Annotated in this window: 14 protein-coding genes; 7 read left to right on the forward strand and 7 right to left on the reverse strand. The window is 51.7% G+C overall.

Annotated elements, in window-relative coordinates; genetic code table 11:
- Window positions 1-126 precede the first annotated feature (126 nt).
- The 7 genes from ACZA91_RS14545 (at window position 127) to ACZA91_RS14575 (ending at window position 11,528) form a co-directional block, all read left to right on the forward strand.
- On the forward strand, window positions 127-849 hold the full coding sequence (locus ACZA91_RS14545; RefSeq protein ID WP_190355924.1) for a response regulator transcription factor: 723 nt from the start codon (window positions 127-129) through the stop codon (window positions 847-849).
- A 1,122-nt stretch (window positions 850-1,971) separates the two neighbouring features.
- Entirely contained in the window at window positions 1,972-3,180 is a 1,209-nt protein-coding gene (locus tag ACZA91_RS14550) for an RNA-guided endonuclease InsQ/TnpB family protein (protein ID WP_463186451.1), read from the forward strand.
- Between the two features lie 43 nt (window positions 3,181-3,223).
- On the forward strand, window positions 3,224-5,710 hold the full coding sequence (locus ACZA91_RS14555) for an ATP-binding protein (RefSeq protein WP_463182988.1): 2,487 nt from the start codon (window positions 3,224-3,226) through the stop codon (window positions 5,708-5,710).
- A 193-nt stretch (window positions 5,711-5,903) separates the two neighbouring features.
- A complete protein-coding gene (locus tag ACZA91_RS14560) occupies window positions 5,904-7,382 on the forward strand; it encodes an alpha-amylase (RefSeq protein WP_463182990.1) in 1,479 nt (492 codons plus the stop codon).
- Window positions 7,383-7,690: 308 nt separating this feature from the next.
- Window positions 7,691-8,638 carry an NAD(+) kinase gene (locus ACZA91_RS14565; protein ID WP_190355921.1) on the forward strand — a complete coding sequence of 316 codons (948 nt, stop codon included), beginning with the start codon at window positions 7,691-7,693 and terminating at the stop codon, window positions 8,636-8,638.
- Between the two features lie 198 nt (window positions 8,639-8,836).
- Entirely contained in the window at window positions 8,837-9,823 is a 987-nt protein-coding gene (locus ACZA91_RS14570; protein WP_190529842.1) for a phosphatidate cytidylyltransferase, read from the forward strand.
- Between the two features lie 235 nt (window positions 9,824-10,058).
- Window positions 10,059-11,528, forward strand: a complete 1,470-nt coding sequence (locus ACZA91_RS14575; RefSeq protein WP_463182992.1) for a DUF697 domain-containing protein — start codon at window positions 10,059-10,061, stop codon at window positions 11,526-11,528.
- Here the strand turns inward: ACZA91_RS14575 and ACZA91_RS14580 are convergent.
- From ACZA91_RS14580 to ACZA91_RS14610, 7 genes are all read right to left on the reverse strand, one after another.
- A complete protein-coding gene (locus tag ACZA91_RS14580; RefSeq protein WP_190531194.1) occupies window positions 11,467-12,141 on the reverse strand; it encodes a hypothetical protein in 675 nt (224 codons plus the stop codon). The two genes, ACZA91_RS14575 and ACZA91_RS14580, sit on opposite strands and share 62 nt — an antisense overlap.
- Before the next feature lie 69 nt (window positions 12,142-12,210).
- Window positions 12,211-12,810: a heavy metal-responsive transcriptional regulator gene (locus tag ACZA91_RS14585; RefSeq protein WP_463182995.1), complete on the reverse strand. Its 600-nt coding sequence runs from the start codon at window positions 12,808-12,810 to the stop codon at window positions 12,211-12,213.
- Window positions 12,811-13,011: 201 nt separating this feature from the next.
- Window positions 13,012-13,923, reverse strand: a complete 912-nt coding sequence (locus ACZA91_RS14590; protein ID WP_463182997.1) for a glycosyltransferase family 2 protein — start codon at window positions 13,921-13,923, stop codon at window positions 13,012-13,014.
- A gap of 120 nt (window positions 13,924-14,043) precedes the next feature.
- Complete coding sequence (locus ACZA91_RS14595) at window positions 14,044-15,171, reverse strand: Gfo/Idh/MocA family protein (protein WP_463182999.1); 1,128 nt, start codon at window positions 15,169-15,171, stop codon at window positions 14,044-14,046.
- Window positions 15,172-15,469: 298 nt separating this feature from the next.
- A complete protein-coding gene (locus tag ACZA91_RS14600) occupies window positions 15,470-16,351 on the reverse strand; it encodes a DUF6492 family protein (RefSeq protein ID WP_463183001.1) in 882 nt (293 codons plus the stop codon).
- Window positions 16,352-16,848: 497 nt separating this feature from the next.
- A complete protein-coding gene (locus tag ACZA91_RS14605; RefSeq protein ID WP_190529830.1) occupies window positions 16,849-18,261 on the reverse strand; it encodes an O-antigen ligase family protein in 1,413 nt (470 codons plus the stop codon).
- A gap of 236 nt (window positions 18,262-18,497) precedes the next feature.
- Window positions 18,498-19,676, reverse strand: a complete 1,179-nt coding sequence (locus tag ACZA91_RS14610; RefSeq protein WP_463183004.1) for a hypothetical protein — start codon at window positions 19,674-19,676, stop codon at window positions 18,498-18,500.
- Window positions 19,677-19,784 lie beyond the last annotated feature (108 nt).

Raw genomic sequence — 19,784 nt, forward strand, 5'->3', positions numbered from 1 at the left:
GGCACAATTGAGCAGCCCCTATTTATTTGGGTTCATCACAGCTACCCAAATCTCCACCCCGCGATGACCGTCGCACCCCCAATGGCCCCATAATATTTCTCTGCCGATTATCTTGGCTTCAAAGCGATGACTGACACGCCTCCAAAGCTGCTGGTTGTGGATGACGATCCAGCGATCCGAAAGTTGATCCATCGCTTCTTAAGCAAGCAGCAATATCAAATGGAGTCGGCTCCTGACGGGAAGACGGCCTTAGCGCTCTTTGAAAAGTTTCAACCCGATCTGGTGATTTTGGATGTCAATCTACCGGATGCAACGGGGTACGAACTGTGTCGGGAAATGCAAGCCAAAACGGGTGTCTACGTTTTGATGCTCACCAGTCGTTCCGATGAAGCCGATAAAATTAAAGGGTTTCGCCAAGGGGCAGATGATTACCTGACAAAACCCTTTAGCTTGATGGAATTAGGGGTGCGCGTTAGTGCCATTCTCAAGCGGGGGCGGGGCAATTCTCCGCGTGATTTACCGCAACCTTCCCTTAATTTTGGCAGCTTAATCATCGATCCGGAACGCCACGAAGTCACCCTTGATGATCAATTAATTACCCTAACGGCCTTAGAGTTCAATATTTTGCATTTTTTGGCCAATCATCCAGGACGGGTCTGGAATCGCCAAGAACTTTTGCAAAGAGTTTGGGATTACGACTATGTGGGCGACCAGCGGGTTGTTGATGTTCACATTGGTCAAATTCGCAAAAAGATGGAAAGTGCAGGAGCGAAAACCCAAATTATCCAAACGGTGCGCGGAGTTGGTTATCGATTTAATCCTCCCGATGCTGCACCACCGGCTCAATAGGATGCTCTAAGAGGATGCCTGAGCAGTAACTTGGGGCACTTGCCAAGGGGCTAGTAGCCATCAGGGCAAGGGGCTTAAGTCCCTTGTCTTCGTCGATCGATGCCACCCACAAGGTCGCCGATTTGGCTGTTTCGCCCATCCCCTCAGGATGCCCGAGGGCGCTCAGAGGGAAATGTTGGGGCGGTCGGTCGGGCGGTCGATCGGGACTTCAAAACCCAATCGTCAATGTTGAATCAGCGAAGTTGACTCAGCAAAGGTAGTCCGTTTTCTCGCTGCCAACTCTGGCTTTTCAGGCATCCTTTGCGCAAGACCTTGTGAAACCTGGGGCGCGAATCCCAAGCACCATCATCGGAATACGGTAGTCTTGAATACAAGATCAGGCCAGGTGATCTCCTAAGCTAAGGGGAATTTTGGATAAATCAAATTGGCCTTTCTACTCCCCATGGGTGCATTCCAGACCGTTTAGCTAATGCCCTAACTCGGTGGTTTTCAGGCAACAGTCAATTGCACCAGTCCTCGGGATCAATTCGTCAATCTTGAGGAAGTTTGATGAGGAGTAAATTTAGGAGTAAATTCAGAGTGAACCAATAATTTCAAAAAAGACTAATTTCAAAAATGATTAATTTAAGAGATGATTCAAAAATGCAGTCATTTCTCAATAATTCTTTTTGGTTTTAGTCAATTTGCAGAAAGGCCTAGCGAATTAGCATTAGGCAATTTCTGTCCTGACCATCATTGCGTCACCCTTCACAATGGCAATCGAGAAAAAACCTAAATCATTGGGTTTATTATTCAGTTGCCAATGGTCTGTTTTGTCGCTAATTGTCGCCAAAGATGCATTTTTTGGGATAAATTTAGCCGAAATTTCATCAAAAGTCCGTCATTGGGATGAGGTCATTAGGATGAAATGGGTCAGAAAGTTCTGAAGTCTCCTGAATCTGCAAAGTTCGATTGAGATATAGGAAATATGTAGTTGTTGAGAGAGCCGAGGCGTTGTAATGCCATCGCACCCCGAGATTACCTGGTTTTGCAGTGATGGTCATGTCATTGACCAAAAGAAAGGGTACAAGCCCCGCCCTTCTAGGGCGGCTTTTTCGATCAACCCCACTTATAATGTTAGTTATGAGAGCACGATTTCGCTACCGAATTTATCCCAATCGCCTGCAAAGATTAATGCTGGCGAAGACGTTCGGTTGTGCTCGTGTGGTCTACAACGATGCAATTCGATTGCGTCAAGACCTCTATCAGCAAGGGGAGAAAGTTAGCGATACTGAAATTCAGAAACGGGTGATTACCCAAGCCAAGCTAACCGTTGAACGTGAATGGCTATCGGAAGTTGCATCTGTACCGTTAGTTCAATCCTTGCAAGATGCCCATCTGGCTTTTCGTAACTTCTTCAAAAGCTTGAAGGGTGAGCGGAAAGGCCGCAAGGTTGGGTTTCCGAAGTTCAAAAAGAAACACTCAACTCAATCCATTCGCTTCACAACTAACGGTTTTTCGGTTAAACCCAACTCGGTTTACTTAGCCAAGATCGGTTGTGTGCGGGTCAAGTGGTCAAGAGAACTGCCATCGGATCCATCATCAGTGACGATCATCAAGGATGCAGCCGATCACTACTTTGCATCGTTTGTCTGTGAAGTGGATCCGATCGCTCTGAAGGCTATCAACAATGGAGTTGGCATCGACTTAGGATTGACCACCTTTGCCACTCTGTCCACGGGTGAAAAGGTACGAAGTCCCAAGCCTCTAGCCAAATCCCTCAAGCGATTGCGCCGTGCTCAAAAATCCCTCAGCCGCAAGGTTAAGGGCAGCAAGCGCCGATATCTAGCCCGCCGCAAGGTGGCCCGGATTCACGCCCGCATCAAGGATCAACGAACCGACTTCCTGCACAAGTTATCAACCCGAATCGTTCGCGAGAACCAAGCGATCGTTCTGGAAGATTTGAATGTGTCGGGCATGGTGAAAAATCGCAAGTTGGCGCGGGCAATTTCGGATGCTGGCTGGTACAGCTTCCGTCAAATGATCGAGGGCAAGTCGATCCGCTACGGGCGGGATTTCCAGGTGATTAGCCGATGGGAACCGACTAGCCAGCGTTGTTCATCTTGTGGTCAATTGGGCGGCAAGAAACCCCTTGATGTACGCGAGTGGACGTGTATGCACTGTGGTGCGGTACATGATCGCGATGTGAATGCCGCAATCAATATCCAAGTCGCGGGCGGGCAGTCCGAGACTCAAAACGGACGTGGAGGCCAGCGTAAATCCAGTTCGCTGGTGGCAGCCGATGAAGCGTCAACCCGTGGTCTAGTCGAGCAACTTCGGTTGTTTGCCTAGGGCCGGAATCCACGCTCCTTTAGGACAGGGAGGATGTCAACACATGAGACATCGTGTCTTTGAACTGCTACTGATTCTGAAGGCCACGAGGCTTTCTTCCATTGGTGCTCAGATGCTCTTGTGGACGATGCTGGGCATTTTGTCAACGCTGGGCATCATGACCGGGATTACTTACAACCTGCTGAAGGATCAGACGGTTGATGAGATTCAAAAAACCCTGAGGATTGAGGTGCAAGGCCTCGAAAGCGATCTGAAGCAGGTGGAAGAATTTGCGGATGGGTTCGGGGTTGCTGTCTATGAGGTCAGCCGACTGGGCCAGGATGAGGCGGCGATCGCCCAAAGCTGTGAACAGATTATTTTGGAATTTTTGAAAAACCGGCCGCCTCTGGTGGCGGGCTTGGGGTTGCAACAGGAACCGTTTGCCCTGCTGAAGGGCAGGGAGCAGTTCGATCCGTATTATTCGATCGTGCCGCAGCGGTTGGTAAACCGGGTTTCGGAACTGGGGCGATCGCAGCCCACGCCCGCTAGCCCTCGATCCACGGTGTCGGAACCGAAAACCGCTTTTTCGGAGCCAAGCATGATCCATAAGCGGCTGGCTCCGCCCTATGTGTTGATCCGCGATGGCATTCCCCCTTCCACTCCATCGCCCACAGCCACGCCTTCAACCCCCGATCACTTGGCCCAACTCGATCGCGCCGAATCCCTGACGGAGCGGCTGACCCCTTCGGAAGCTCGCCTGGTGTCTCCCAAGGAGGCAAGTGCAGCGGAGCCACGGTGGCTCAAGCCCTACCGCTGGAATCAACAGGTGCTGGTGACGCTGCTGAGTCCGGTGCGCAGTCGCGATCGCCACAAGGTGGGATCCACGGTAGTTGATATTGACATCACCAATCTCAGTGAACGTTTGGCGCGGCCGGTGCTGGGACAGGACGGCTATTTCGTACTGCTGAGTTATGAGGGGGAACTGCTGGCCTATCCACCGGATCCGCAGCGGGCCACGGGCCTATCGAGCTACCAGAAAATTCCCTCCTTGGAACGAATTTGGCCCAAAATTCGCCAATCTCGGTTGGGTTTTCGGACAACTCCCGCTGAGTTTTTGGCCTATCGCCCGATCGCGGGAACGGACTGGATGATGGTGGCAGTGGTGCCGCGCCGCCGACTGTTTGCCCCCATTTTCCAAACGGCCTTGGGAACCAGCTTGGTGGCTAGTTTGGTGCTGCTGGGCAGCATTTGGTTTTTCGTACACCGGTTGAATCAGCGCTTGAAGCCCATGATTGATGGCTGCCGGGAACTGGTTCACAGCAGCCAAATGGCGCTGCTTTCCAGCGGAATTACCAATGAAGAGGAAACATCGCCCCCGGCAGGTGGCATCCCCAGCAATCCCAAGGGGCCGGAGTCGGCGCGATCGCCCGAATCGATCGCCCCGATGGCTACCTTAGCCAGCGCCGCGCCGCCCTTTCCCGGCGCAGGAGCGGACAAGGTGGGGGCGATCGACCCTTCCGCAGCCTTGGCAACCAAGCCTGCTACTGCGATTGATCCCACCCTGGGACTCGATGAGATTGATCTTTTGCAAGATGCTTTCCAAGCCATGTATCGGCAATTGGAAACCTCGCTTAGCTCTTTGCAAAATACCCTGAATCAACTGAAAGATACCCAACTTCAGGTGATTCAAAGCGAAAAAATGGCGGCGGTTGGGCAAATGCTGGCAGGGGTAGCCCACGAAATTAATAATCCCATTAGCTTTATTTCCGGCAATGTGGAACACCTGGGCCACTATGTTCAGGATTTGGGCCGCATTATTCGCAGCTATCAACATTACTTTCCTGAAGTGCCAGAAGAGTTACAAGAGGTGTTGGAGGAAGTTGATCCTGATTTTCTGTTAGATGATTTGACCCAAATGGTGCGATCGATGCGGTTGGGATCCGAGCGTGTACGAGATATCGTGCGATCGCTCCGATCTTTCTCGCGAGCCAATGACAACGATTTTCAGGTCACCAATATCCATGAGGGCCTCGACAGCACCTTAATTATCTTGAACCATCGCATTAAGGCTTCCAGCGAGCGGCCAGAAATTCAAGTATTGCGAGAATATGCGGATTTGCCCTTGGTGGAATGCTGTTTAGGGCCTCTGAATCAGGTGTTCATGAACCTTTTGAGCAATGCGATCGACGCGATCGAGGAATCTCAATCCGGTTGGACTTTTGATGAAATTCGGGAAAATCCTGGCATTATTCGGATTCAAACACGCCTCTGTGAAGGACGGCTGATTCGGATCACGATCGCCGATAACGGCAGTGGCATTCCTGACCATTTGCAGAGCCAAGTGTTCAATTCCTTTGTGACTTCAAAACCCGTGGGCAAAGGTACAGGTTTGGGGCTTTCAATCAGTCACCAGGTGATTCATCAAACCCATCGAGGTCGGCTCTGGTTTGATTCGCAAGTGGGGCGTGGTACGGCGTTTCACATCGAAATCCCGATGCATCAAGACATTCCCAGCCCGGCCCTCTCCCAGGCTGTGGCTGCCGTCAGCTAGGTTGCTGGTACTTTCTCGGAACCGCTTGCCGACACCCAACCCACCACCATCCCCCTCAACGCCATCGCGACCAATCCGTGCAATAGCCCCCTTTCTGAAAGAGTTTAAGTTTGTGCAAACTACCGGGCTGAGTTCTGGGCGATCGGCCTACAGTCATGGATAAGGGCCAGCCCAGGAAGCGGAGAGAACGGTCATGGTAGAAACAAACGGTGTCATCATGCAGTACTTCGAGTGGTACTGCCCCGCCGATGGCTCCCTTTGGGGTCAGGTGCAGGATCAAGCTCGGGAGTTGGCCGCAAAAGGGATCACAGCCCTTTGGTTACCGCCGGTTTATAAGGGCACCAGCAGTTCTGATGTGGGCTACGGCACCTATGACCTGTTTGATTTAGGCGAGTTTGACCAAAAAGGCACTATTCGCACCAAATATGGCACTAAAGAAGAGCTGATCGCGGCCGTGAAAGCTTCGCGGGCAGCGGGTTTGCAGGTTTATTTGGACACGGTGTTTAATCACAAAAACGGGGGCGATGCCACGGAAACGGTGTGGGCCACGCCCGTCGCCAGCGATAACCGCAATTGGGAGTTGGGAGCGGCCCGGGAAATTAGCATTTGGTCGAAGTTCACCTTTCCCGGTCGGGGCGATCGCTACTCGGCCATGAAGTGGGATGCCCGCTGTTTTGATTCGGTGAACCACAATGCCAACGATCCGGACGATCGCGCCATTTATCGCCTCAGTCCCAAAACCTTTGAGTCGGAAGTGAGCCATCGCTATGGCGACTATGACTTTTTGATGGCTTGCGATTTGGATACGAATCACCCGGAGGTGCGCCAGGAGCTGGTGCATTGGGGCCAATGGATCCAAGACACCCTGGGCACGGATGGGTTTCGGTTGGATGCGGTGAAACACATTCGATCGAGCTTTTTCAATGAGTGGCTCGATGCGGTGCGCCGTCACTGTCCCCATCGAAAGCTGTTTGCGGTGGGGGAATATTGGGAAAACGACGTGGAGGCCCTGCATCGGTATTTGGCGGCCACGGAGGGGCGGATGTCGCTGTTTGACGTGCCGTTGCACTACAACTTCCATCAAGCCAGTCGATCGGGCAGCGCCTATGACCTGCGCACCATTCTCGATCACACCCTGATGCAACAGCAGCCCACCTTGGCCGTCACCTTTGTGGACAACCACGATAGCCAACCCCTGCAAGCCCTGGAATCGCCTGTGGAAGCTTGGTTTAAACCCCTTGCCTACGCGATCATTTTGCTGCGGCGGGAGGGCTATCCCTGTGTGTTCTACGGGGACTATTACGGTGCGGAATATACCGATCGGGGACGGGATGGCCATCAACATACCGTTTCGCTGTCCAAACACAATTGGCTGTTGGATAAGTTTCTGTATGCCCGTCGGCGCTTTGGTTGGGGGCCGCAGTATGACTACTTCTCCGGCAGCAACACGATCGGCTGGACTCGGTTAGGCGATGCCACTCATCCCCTGAGCATGGCGGTGGTGTTGAGCAACGGCGGCCCCAGCAGCCTTTGGATGGAAACGGGACAATCGAACGCCACGTTCTATGACCTAACGGATCATGTGAAGGAACTGGTTTACACCAATGAGTGGGGCTGGGGTGAGTTCCGCTGTGCCGGGGGATCGGTATCAGTTTGGATTCAGCAGGCTTGATCCCGATCGGGGCGAATCAGAGACTCATCAAGGGCTAATCAAAGGGCTAATCAACCAAGGGCTGAACCCAGCAGCTAATTCAGCAGCTAACTTAGCCAGCAGCTCAGCCAGCAGCCAGATCATGGGGGCTGATCGCAACGGTTGAATTGCGGTGGCATGGTGGTGCGATTCGAGCATTCCGCATTGGCCAGAAACGCTACAAAAAGAAATGGTGCAAGAGAGACATGGTGCAAGGGCCAAGTTCTCGTCTTGTTCTGCGTTCTCTTGGCCGATCGCCCTGACCTGCACCGAATCATTCCCCCTTTGCCATGAATCTGAAACAAGTCATCATCATCTATAAAGCCGGAGACTCTCGCAGCCAAGGCTGGGCAGAGCGTTGCTCACGGGAACTGGATGCCCTAGGCACGCGATCGCTCGTGGGCCCCAGCGGCCCCAAGGACAATCCCTACCCGGTGTTTTTGGCTTCGGTCACCCAGCCGATCGACCTGGCCATTGTTTTGGGGGGGGATGGCACGGTGTTGGCCGCTGCTCGACACCTGGCCCCGGAACAAGTGCCCATTTTGGCCGTGAACGTGGGAGGGCACTTGGGGTTTTTAACGGAACCCTTTGAGCTGTTTGAAAACTCCCAAGCGGTGTGGGAACGGCTCCAGAGCGATCGCTTCGCCGTTCAACAACGGATGATGTTGCAAGGGCAGGTTTTTGAAGGGAAAACCCTCGCCGCGATGGAAGATGGCAGCTACAAGGGAACGGAACCGGTGGGGGAAACCTTCCTGGCCCTGAACGAAATTTGCGTGAAGCCCATTTCCAACGATCGCCTGATGACCACCATGCTGGAAGTGGAAATCGATGGCGAAATCGTCGATCGCTACCACGGCGACGGGCTAATTGTGGCCACCCCCACCGGTTCCACCTGCTATACCGTTTCCGCCAACGGGCCCATTCTCCATTCTGGCCTGGATGCCATCACCGTTACCCCCATTTGCCCCCTCAGTTTGTCTAGCCGCCCGATCGTGTTGCCTCCCCGCTGTGTGGTCAGCATTTGGCCCTTGGGGGATTACGAGCTGGCCACCAAAGTTTGGACGGATGGTGTTTTTGGGGCTTCCCTTTGGCCCGGCCAGCGGATTGATGTGCGAATGGCAGACTGCGTGGCCAAGTTTGTGATCCTGCGGGAAAACTATTCCTACTACCGCACCCTGCGCGAGAAATTGCTTTGGGCCGGGGCCCGCATTGACTATGGCCATGCCAGCCGCAATTAGGCCCAGCACCCAGCCTAAACCTGAAATAGGGACGGATTTAGCGCGATCGCCCTAGTTGGCTACGGCACACAACACCGAGGCGCACTGCCTTATCCTTAATTAAGGCCAACTTAACCTCGGTTCCCCGTTTCCTTAACCCTGTGTCGCAGTTCTTGGTCGCTGCGCTCGCCCTTGCTGTCCTCGTGCTGGTTGCGTCCCATGTCTTTGAGTGAATCAAGTTCCGCTGCGATCAAGTCTGCTTTGCCAAAAGCGGCCCAGGGCAATGCCGGCCGCAGTTGGGGCGATCGATTAGCAGGGTGGCCCTGGCGGCGGATTTTCAGTGCCGTGGTGGGAATCTCGATCGCCCTCACCATGCTGGTGTTAGGTGGCTGGTATTTCACGGCGGGGTTTGGCCTGTTGGTCTACCTGGGTTTGGGTGAATATTTCGCCCTGGTGCAGGCCAAAGGGGCAGTTCCCGCCGTGAAAACCGTCACCATTGCTTGTTTGGCAATTGTGGCCGCTTCGGCTTGGATGCCGTCCGTGGCCGATGCGATCGTCCCGATCGCCAGCACCCTGGTTTGTTTCTATTTGCTGTTTATGCCCAAGATGGCCTCGATCGCCGATCTGTCCAGCTCGGTGATGGGCCTGTTTTACTGTGGCTATTTGCCCAGTTATTGGGTGCGGCTGCGGGTCGGGGCGGGGTTGGCCTTGGACGATGGAGCCGTGGCCCGGTTGCCGCTGAATGGGTTCTGGCCCGAATCTTGGAACCCGGCCGCCTGGCCCGAGGCCCTGACGGTGACGATTCTGGCCTTTTGCTGCATTTGGGCGGCCGATATTGGGGCCTACATCATGGGCAAATGGGTGGGCAAAACCCGCCTCTCGGACATCAGCCCCAAGAAAACCGTGGAAGGCTCTTTGGCCGGCACGCTGGGCAGCGCACTGGTGGGAACTCTGGGCGCGGCCTATTGCCATTGGCCCCTGTGGTTCATCACGGGGCCTTTGTTGGGGCTGCTGGTGGGCGTTTCCAGTCTGCTAGGGGATTTGATTGAGTCCCTGATGAAGCGAGACGCGGGGGTCAAAGATTCCGGGAATTTGATTCCGGGCCATGGCGGCATTCTCGATCGCGCCGACAGCTACATTTTCACGGCTCCCCTGGTGTATTACTTCACGACCCTATTGCTCCCGTTCGTTTCCCAGTTGAATTAGTTGTGTTAGCGAATCCGCCGCTGAATCGTTCCAATCCCATGATTTTCTAAAAACTCCGATTCCTTAAATTCCTTAAACTCCTATTTCCTAAGGAGTTGTCCTATGGCCGTGGTGCTGATGGCGGCAATGCCCCGATCTGCACCTGCTAGCTGGATTTTCGGGAGCCAATGCAACGAGACGATCGCCTCGCTTCTACAATGGGGGCGACTAGTTTGATTTGGATGAGTTCACAGCCTTGAACGCGCCCCAGTCGGAACAATTTGAGCGCGTCCGATCGAGCCTGCGACGGGCGATCGAGCAGTTGGGTACTCGCGATTCACAACGGTGGAATGCCCTGATTCAGCCGGATTTGGATCGGTTAGCGGGGGCCCTCGACAAGCTCGATCGATTCGTGGTGCGGATTGCGGCCTTTGGCTTGGTTAGCCGGGGCAAATCCGCCGTTTTGAATGCCCTATTGGGGGAACGCCTGCTGGAAACGGGGCCCCTGAATGGCCTGACGCGCTTGCCCCGATCGGTGCGGTGGCATCCTCCCGGGCGCGATCGCCCGATCGAGGTGGAATTCATTGACACACCGGGGCTGGATGAAATTGATGGAGAAAGCCGCGCCGAACTCTCGCGGGAAGTGGCCGAGCGATCGGACTTGATCCTATTCATCACCGCTGGCGACTTAACCCAGGTGGAATATGCGACCTTGCGAACCTTGCGCCAGGCCCATAAGCCCTTGATTTTGGTCTTTAACAAAATTGATTTGTTTCCCGAAACGGAGCGGCCGGCGATTGTGGAGCGGCTGCGATCGCTCATGCAGTTGGAAGCGGCCGGTCAGCCCCCAGCAACCCACCGGCCCAGCAATCCCGCTGAACGTCGCTGGGATCCGTTCTTGCCCGTGGATGAAATTGTGCTGGCGGCGGCGGAACCGGCTCCGATTCAAGTGCGGGAAGAATGGCCCGATGGCCGGGTGACCTATGGTTGGGAGTCTCCCCCACCGGAGATTGAGGCCTTGCGATCGGCCATTTTGGCCACCATCGATCGGGAAGGGGAAGCCCTGCTGGCCCTGAATGCCCTGATGCAGGCTCGCACGGCCCAGCAAACCATCGCCCAAAAAACCCTCACCCATCTGCGCGACGATGCGGAGACCCAAACTTGGCGATTCATTCAAGTGAAGGCCGTGATCGTGGCCCTCAGTCCCTTTGTGCTGTTGGATGCGATCGCGGCGGTGTTGGTGGATTGGTTTTTGGTGCGATCGCTGTCGCGGCTCTATGGCTTGCCCCTGGTGAGATCGGCTTGGCAGTCGTTTTGGAAAACGGGCTTGGTTAGCTTGGGAGCCATGCTGCTTGGAGAGGTGGGGGGCGGCTTCCTGGGCGGGAATGACGGGCGATCGCTCCAGGCGGGCAGCGACGGCTTCAGCGGCTACCTGGGGGCGGCCCTGGTGCAGGCGGCGGCGGCGGCCTTTGGCAGCTTAGCGATCGCCAAAACCACCCGCAGTTCCCTCGAAGCGGGCTGCACTTGGGGAGATGACGGCCCCGACACCCTCGCCAAGGACTTGCTGGATTTTGTGGAGCCGGGAACCGTCCTGCACCAACTGCGAGACGAGTGGCGATCGCGCATTGGCCTGGGTGGCCTTGATGCCAAACCCACCGACCCCGCTAAAACAGTCGCGATCGTGCCCGCGCCGAAAATCCCCCCGGCAGATAAATTGGACAAGTGACCCCCGCCCGCATTTGTGACCAGTCGCAGAACTGGGCCGCCAGCGCATCGCCCGAGCCATTGCAAACTCGCACATTAAAGCCATATTCCCTGGCCACTCGCCCAAATTCATTCAAGTAGGCATATTGGCGCGGGTATTCCAAATTATTCCAAGGTTGCAAATTAAACGTCACTTCCACCCAAGGCGGCAATTGCTCATCACCCCGGTGGATCGTCCAGCGATCGACAATTTTTCCCCCCAGCAAATCCCGCGTGAGCCAGAGGCTAGGCGGAGTCAGGCCCTGTTGGCGAATTTCCTGATCGGTGGCCATGGGTTGATCGCCAAAGCAGCCCGTCCGCCGAAAGATGCGGGTTGGCTCCAGTTCCACGGCCACCGGATCCCCCAAGGGTTGATCAGACAGTGCATCGCTGCCGCTGGTGACGGCTGCTGCCGCAGCCTCCGAAGCCGAAGTTTCCACGGCTGGCGACACGGACATTTGCACCGGCTCGGTCTTGGGTGGCCCTTCCCGGGCGATCGCCCCGGGCGCAATTGCCACCGGCAACCCCAACCCCAGCCCTAAACCAACGGCCCAACCAATAGCAGCACGGTTAGCAACACGAGTAAGACTGGGCATGACTTTTGCGCCATTCTGGCGGCAGCTTGCAACGGGCAATTCTGAAGATTTTAGAGGGCGCGATCGGCTTCAAGGTTCAGTGCCAGGGCTTGGCGATCGATTCGCACAGCAACCGGCAGCAGCAGACGGCGGCGGGGTTGACTGGGCGATCGATGACTGGGCGATCGTTAAACCCTGAGTAGCCGCAGTCTCCGCCTCCAAAGCAGCACCCTCCATCGCCTGATGAAGCTGACTTGCTCGCTCCACAATCGGACAAATATTGCCCGGGGATTGTTCCAAGTCATCCGCCACCGCCAACAGGGATTGCAACTCGTCCCGCAGCCGCTGAAGCGATTGAATGCGACGATCCAAATCTGCCAACTTGTCTCGCAGCTTATGCTTCACCGTTGAGCAGGGAGCATTGCCACTGTCATAAACCGTCAGCAGCTCACTGATGTCTTGCAAACTCATGCCCAAAGATTGGGCCTGCTTCACAAAGGCCAAGCGATCGAGCGTGGACGGTGCAAACAACCGAAACCCGCCAGCCGTTCGATCAATTGCTTGGATCAGTCCCAAACTTTCGTAGTAGCGAATCGTTTGAATGGAGCAGCCACTGCGCGATCGCACCTCTCCAATTTTCAACAGATTTTGGGCTGGTGCTTCAGCACGCTTTGCAAATTCCCAAGACACTGGAACCTCAGAAATTTTTTATTCATCGAACTTCGTTCACCTAAGCTTATCAATATTTATCAATCATGCATTCAACTTTGAGGATATCTACACTGAGAGATTTACATATTAAGCTTTGATTGAAATCCTGAGTTAGCTCCCAGGTTTTAGCAGCATCAACAATCCCTCACTGAACTTTATTAAGCTGAGCCTAGATGAGCGCTAAACCCAAGTGGTTCTGCGTCCCAGTAATCCCATAATTGTGCCCGCTCCCTGCGCCGTTCGGATACAAGCTCGATATAAATGATGCTTTCCTCGCAGCAACCCAGGAATTAGCGCCAGAATTCCCAAAATCATTAACGCAAGTCCCTTGCAGAGCCGAACTAGAAATATCTTGGGCTGTGGGTAGAGTTCTTTTTCAACCAAGCTGTAAATGCTCCAACCCCAATAGTTACGCCGTAACAACCATTGAAACGTGGTTCGACTGGCCGGAATCGATTCATAGGCGATCGCCTCTGCTGACCAAACAATTTTTAAGCCCGCTTGATGGAGCCGCATAAATAGGTGCGTATCTTCTCCACCTCCCACCGCAAATCGCTCATCAAAAACACAGGGCATTTGCTTCAGATACGGCGCAGGGAGCAACACATTGTTCGTGAAAGCCACGTGCAAGTTCTGACCTGTTCTATAGGCAGGAGGCGCAAAGAATTGTCCCTGATGAATCCAGTTAGGCACTTGATTGGATTGAAATACGGGCAAGATTGGCCCGCCCACAATATCTGCTTGAAATTGCGCTTGCGCAGTCAAAAGTGCTTCTAGCCAAGAGGGGCAAGCTTGTTCATCATCATCAATGATGGCGATGAAGTCACTATCTTCAGCCGCATTTTGAATGGTGCGATTTCTGGCATAGGTCACACCCGATCGCATTTCAACATCGTAGCGAATTGGCCAGCGGGAGCTTTCTTGCCAAGTGGACAAGGTTTCACGCGCCGACCCATTTGCATCATTGTCAACCACAATGATTTCAATTTCAGGAGTTGCAATTTGCTCAAACTTGAGTGCCTGCAAGCTCAAGATCAGTTGATGCAGTAAATCTTGTCGTTTATAGGTGGCAACACAGATGGAAACTTTCATGAAAATTTAATTGATCACCTTCAATTAGCCACACTCAATCAGTCGCACTCACCAATCGCCCCTAAAACGCCCGTGATCCCTCATTTTGCGATGATGACTCGTTGAATCGAAGCCTCACGATCAAAGTGCCCAAGGCAATGGTTCCACCACCGGACAATCGGTTTGCATTTGATAGGTACATCCTTGAGCCGTCGCGTAGTGAATGGCCAAGACCATTTCATTCACATGCAATGAATAGCGTCCTGATAACCTGGGCGATCGCTTATTTTCAATTGCCTCGGCTAAGTCGGCAATTCCCCGCGCAAAATCCATTTGTTGAGCGCCCCGATACTTTTGACGCTTGGTGACTGGCCCCACCAATGGGTAACGTTGCGCGAGCGGCCCCTCGATCGTTTTGCGACGAATTCGTAGACGACGTTTAATATAAACGGGCGATCGATAAAACCAACAATCTTCCGTATACATCACCCCCTGATTTCCAAAAATTCGTAATTCGTGATCATGGGAAGCCACAATACTACAGGTCAAGCGAGCCACAACCCCTGAAGCAAACTTAATACAGGCAACTGAAAAATCCGGCGTATTGGGTGGATCTAGATGATCAACACCCTTATTGGGAATCGTACAATCCGCAAAGGCAGTGACGCTAACAGCCGACCCAAAGAAAGCAGGTAACCAAGTTAAGTAATAGCCCGCATGTTCCAACGTGCAACCCACTTCAAATTCATCTTTGTAGGGCCACGGTATTCCCGATTCACTCAGCCAGGTTTGGTAAGCCATCGCAGGCACAAACCCATCGTCCATTTCTGCATAAACCAAGCTGACTTGGCCAACCGCTTGCTCGCGCAAAGCTTTCCAAATCGTTTGTGCCGTTTCGCCCAAAAGGCTGCAAGGCGCACCGGAAATTTCCAGTTGCTTAGATTCCGCTAGTTCAACCAGTTCTTTGGCCTCTTCAAAAGTCATCCCCAGCGGTTTTTCCGAGTAAACATGTTTGCCCGCCAACAAAGCTGCTTTGGAAACTTCGTAGTGACTGCGAGGATTGGTTAGGTTGATGACAATTTGCACGCGCTCATCTGCCAACACCGCTTCCAAACTGGGGTACTTAGGAAGTTTATGAAATTGAGAAAAATGCTCTGTGCGTGCTGAATCTCGATCCATTACGCCCAGAATTTTTAATGAAGGATGATTTTCGAGGGTTCGCACATAATAATCAGCAACAAATCCACAGCCGATCAATGCAACATTCATGGAACTATTGCCCGTTTATATTGATCAAAAACAGAATAAGGGGGATGCCCCAAATAGTCAGCTAGTTTTGGCGGTCTCAGGATCAAGAACATCACTGCTGACCAAGGAGTTGGTCAGCGGGCCCCCACAAACCTGGCCAAATTTTCATCCTTTACCAAGATTTGTGGCCAGGAACCGGATCATTGAAAGTAGCCCGAGGGTTTTTGATCGTATGCTGGCTTCTTCGACTCGCTCAAAAGTTACCCTCCATCCATCATGAAGAGCGATCGACTACACATGCACACCCCTAGCAACCAGTCTATTCAAGCTCTAACAAGCTCGCGTATCGATCAACTGCTATTTTAGCCTTAGCAGAAATCATGATGGCAACATGCTCAGGTCGAGTTGAGTTAACAAAGTTGCGCAACTCTTCTTCGGTCATCACATTGGGATCGTAATAGGAATTGAGAATTTTGGTTGAATCCCAGTAATGACCGCTTCGGTCTTGGAGCACCCGATCAATATAGGTTCCATAGAGTGTGTATTCAGAAAAATGCCAGGTTTTTGAAACTGCCTCGAACCATGATTGATGATAGATTCGCTCAATGTGACGACACATCGCTGTTACATTTTCTCGTTTCCACGTGATCACATCAGCAATGTAGTCGGGAGCTGGCATGGGTGTTGCCGTTAAACCCAATAACCGGCTAGCCGATTGATGCCAATGTTGATGTGGCGTATCCATTCCGATCGGATTGCCCTCTGGCTCAGCATAGAATCGAACTTGGTTATTTTTGACCAGGTTCGAAATGCCAAAGTCTCGGATAAACATTTCATCCGAGTCTAAAAAGACTGAAATTTCTTCATCAATGACTCTAGAAAGTGCAATTTTGGAAATTTGCTGCATAATCCAGCTACGCACTGGAACTCCTTTTAGGCTGAACCAAGTTTTTCGGATTTTGGGTAGCCTAAAAAGCCAAAAGGGGAGCAGATCTTGAACAATAATAATTTCTGTGTGTTGATTTTTGAGTTGTGAAAACAGTTTTAGATCGCGCTTTTCTACAACAATGTAATGCTTGAAAGGTGGTTGAACAAATCGCGATATACTTTTGCAGAGAAGTTGACAGCGTTGGAAATCTTGATCATAGCTTGGCGTAATGATTGCAAAGGAAGACAGATTTTGAGAATTATCGATTTGCATGGGATGACTGGTGTTGAAGGCAGAGCTAGGTTATCGATTTTTGAGCATCTTCAAGCGAAATACTGACTCAAAGGGTTCTTTTAAAAACAGGACAGTTGAAAATAAAAACAGGATAGTTGAAAACAAGGCACTGAACAATTATTCTTATTGATTTTATTTGAATCAGGAAAAAGTGAATCAAGAAAAAGTTTCTCAATCATGAAATGAATTGTTCTGTTTTCAAGCTTGAAGCTTTGTAAGCCTGAAGTAATGTTCAAGCAACTTCTCAGGCTATGTTTCAAGCACCCATTGTAAGCCAAAGATTTTCGCTATTATTATACTGCATTGCCGAAATTGATTTGTATTTAGCTTTATAGAATTTTTTTGAGAATTTTCGAGGAATTTTTATTTTTGATCAAGAAGAATTTGTAATTTGCAGAAAATGAGTTTTTCTTAAAGAATTTTCTTGCAAGTAAGTATTTTGAATTTTCTTAAAGTACCTTCGGTTTTTCTCGTAGTCAAGAATTGGACTTATACTCAATTCCAACTCTTGACTCATCCGACAAGAACTCAGCGGTCTCGGGCAAGGGTTGTTCCGGAATCTGAGTAGAAAAATTCGAGGGGTTAACTTTAAATTGCTGATAATAGTTTGCTGCCACTGTGAAGGAGACGGCGGCAAAAATGACACTTGGTAAGGAATTACGAAACAGCAAGGAGCTTTCCGAAAGATTAGCAACGGTGCTGTAGGTAAAGAACATCAGAACCCAAATATATTCGTTATTTTTGGTGGCACGCATGAGTGCTATGGTTTTGACAATTGTTTGAAAAACAACCCAAACGTAAACTGCTAAGCCCACAAGACCTAAATCAATACATATTTCCAAAAATCCATTATGCGCATCAGGAACGGGCCACCGAACTGCGCGAACAACATAGGCTGATTTCCCATCTAAGCCATTCCAGAATGTGCCAAAGCCATAACCCAGGATTGGTCGATCCTTGATTCGATCGATCACAAATTCCCAAACATCTGTTCTACCTGTTAGGCTAGCATCCTTACCTAACGCGCCCAGGATATTGATTACGATGTCATCCCAATAAAAAAATAAATTAATTCCAATGACGGCTGACCAAATTAGGCAGCGAACCATCCATTTATGTGGTAGGCGAAAAATCTGGCCAAATGCGCTCATGCCAATCAGCAATCCAATATTAATAAAGGGACTTTTGGAGCCAGAGAGTTGAATAAGAACAAAGGCAGTGAGGAGGCCAGACCAAGCTAAATAGCGATATCGTCGATAGGTTTCGGAAATACCAAGCAGCACAAAGACCCCGGAAGCAAGGGCCATCATTTTACCCAGTTGATTTTTGTGGGAATAGATGCCACGCCATTTGCCGGCATGAACTGCGCCCATCACGCCATATTTACGCAGGGCAACACCAAAGACGAAACAGAGCACTTGGGAAATGCCAAACATAACTCCCAAGATTCGCACTTGATCCCTGAGGGAATAGCGAGTGGCGAGATAAAGACCAAATTGAAAGGTGCCAATCATGGCGATCGAGGCATTAAGGGTCTTAGACGGCTCGATCGACCAGAGAAATGAAATGGGAAACATGGCAATGAGAAAAACCACTGTGGGAGCTGCCATTAGCATCACAATGACTTTTTTCCATCGCATAATTAATAAAATATTAGTGACGATGTAGTTCAAAAAATAGAGCGCCACGCTCGGTTTATAATTAAAAGATAAGATATCTTGCCCATCACCTTCACTGGCTCCATTGGTTAAAATAACCTCCAGAATGCCAAGGGAGTAGCGAATGAGAAAGAAAACAACAAAAATGTGCTCTAAGAGAAAGAGAGGATTGCGGTTATAAACCTCTTTGAGTTTTGCTGTTGCTTCCTTTGTAATCAAAAAAATGCTCATTTCTTTTTGATCAAACACTAGTCAAGGGGGTTGGCAGCGGATCTGGAGCAATATTCGTAAACAATCAAAATAAATTCAAAACGAACTCAAAATAAAACAATTTAAGATCAGTGGCAGATCAATATTAACAACATTAATTCAATGCCAAGCTCAAGTTTGGTTCATGGGTTCGCCGGTTTGAGCCGTGAGTTCAGCAGTTATAGTCCAATTTTTAAGCGAGTTTACCTGACTTGCCACTAGACGTTGGGTTTGCGGGGGGCGCGGCGGTGCTTGGGTGCTGGTGGCTCGTTAGCGGGTAGGTCTTTGAGAAGAAAACTGAGCCACAGCCGCAAGGAGTTGGTTTCCTGTTGTTTTTTGCGGTTGACCCTTAGGAGTGCCTGGCGATCGCGCTGTAACTCGGCTTGGATTGCTTGCTGCTGAGCACGAGCTTGGGCCATATTTTCGTGAATTTGGTTTAATGCCACTTGCCGATCGCGACAGAGGGCCACGAGTCGATCGTGCTCTGCCTGTAGTTTAGCGACGGTGGAGGGCAGTCCGTCATATTGCTGTTGCAGGGTTTCGATCTGTTGGCGAAGTTCGTAGCGCCGCCGGTGATGGGCATCGGCTTGGGTGCGAATTTGTTCGAGGGCCGCTTGCTGCTGTTGCAGGGTCATTTCTACGCTCTGCTGTTCTCGCATGGTGTCAGCGAGCGATCGCGTGAGGGTGGCCGTGCGCTCGCTGAGTTCGGCCGCTTGGGCCTCAAGGCTGGTGCAGTTGTTGAGGAGGGTTTGTTCTCGCTGGCGGAGGTTGCTGAGGTTGGCTTGGCGCTCTTGGGCCTCTTGTTCTAGGGCAATTGTTTCGGCGCGCAGTCGATCGACCTGAGCAAGGTCGCGCTCCATGCTTGCCTTGCGACTGTCAAGATTGGCTAATTGAGTTTGATGCTGAGCAATTTTGTCTTCCAGTTGCTGGCGCTGGGTTTCCAAATCAGCCAAAACGCGATAGACCTTCTGCGTTCGGCCGCTGCCTTCATCAATTTGGGACTGAATTGCTTCTTTTTCCTTGCGCAGAACACCAATCACGGCTTCGAGTTGCTGCTTACGGGTGAGGGATTGTTCTAGTTCTCGTTCGAGGCGATCGACCTCCACACGCAAGGCGCTGGCGAGGTCGCTGCTGAGGGGCGGGTTGATGGTTGGTGGGCGGCGATCGCTGGGTAACCAGTTGGCATATTCGGGGGAGATGGTTTCCCTGAGGCGAGGATCCCAGGGTTCGGACTGCGATCGGGAGCGATCGGGCGTTAAGGCGGTGATCGCCGCTGCACCGGACAGGGCAATGGCTCCGAGACCGAGGGCCTTTTGCCATTGGCGATCGGTCACAACCCCAATGCCAAGGCCTAAGCTAAACGCGACTGTGCCTGCGATCCACCAATTGCGATTCACTGCTAACACACCATCTGAACTATGCGATCGTAGCCATAACTTAACTGCTGATTACTCCAATCCATCGATTACCCCAATCTATACCAAGGGGTCAACAGAGCCAGACCG

The organism is Limnothrix sp. CMB-01 (genome assembly GCF_055193175.1).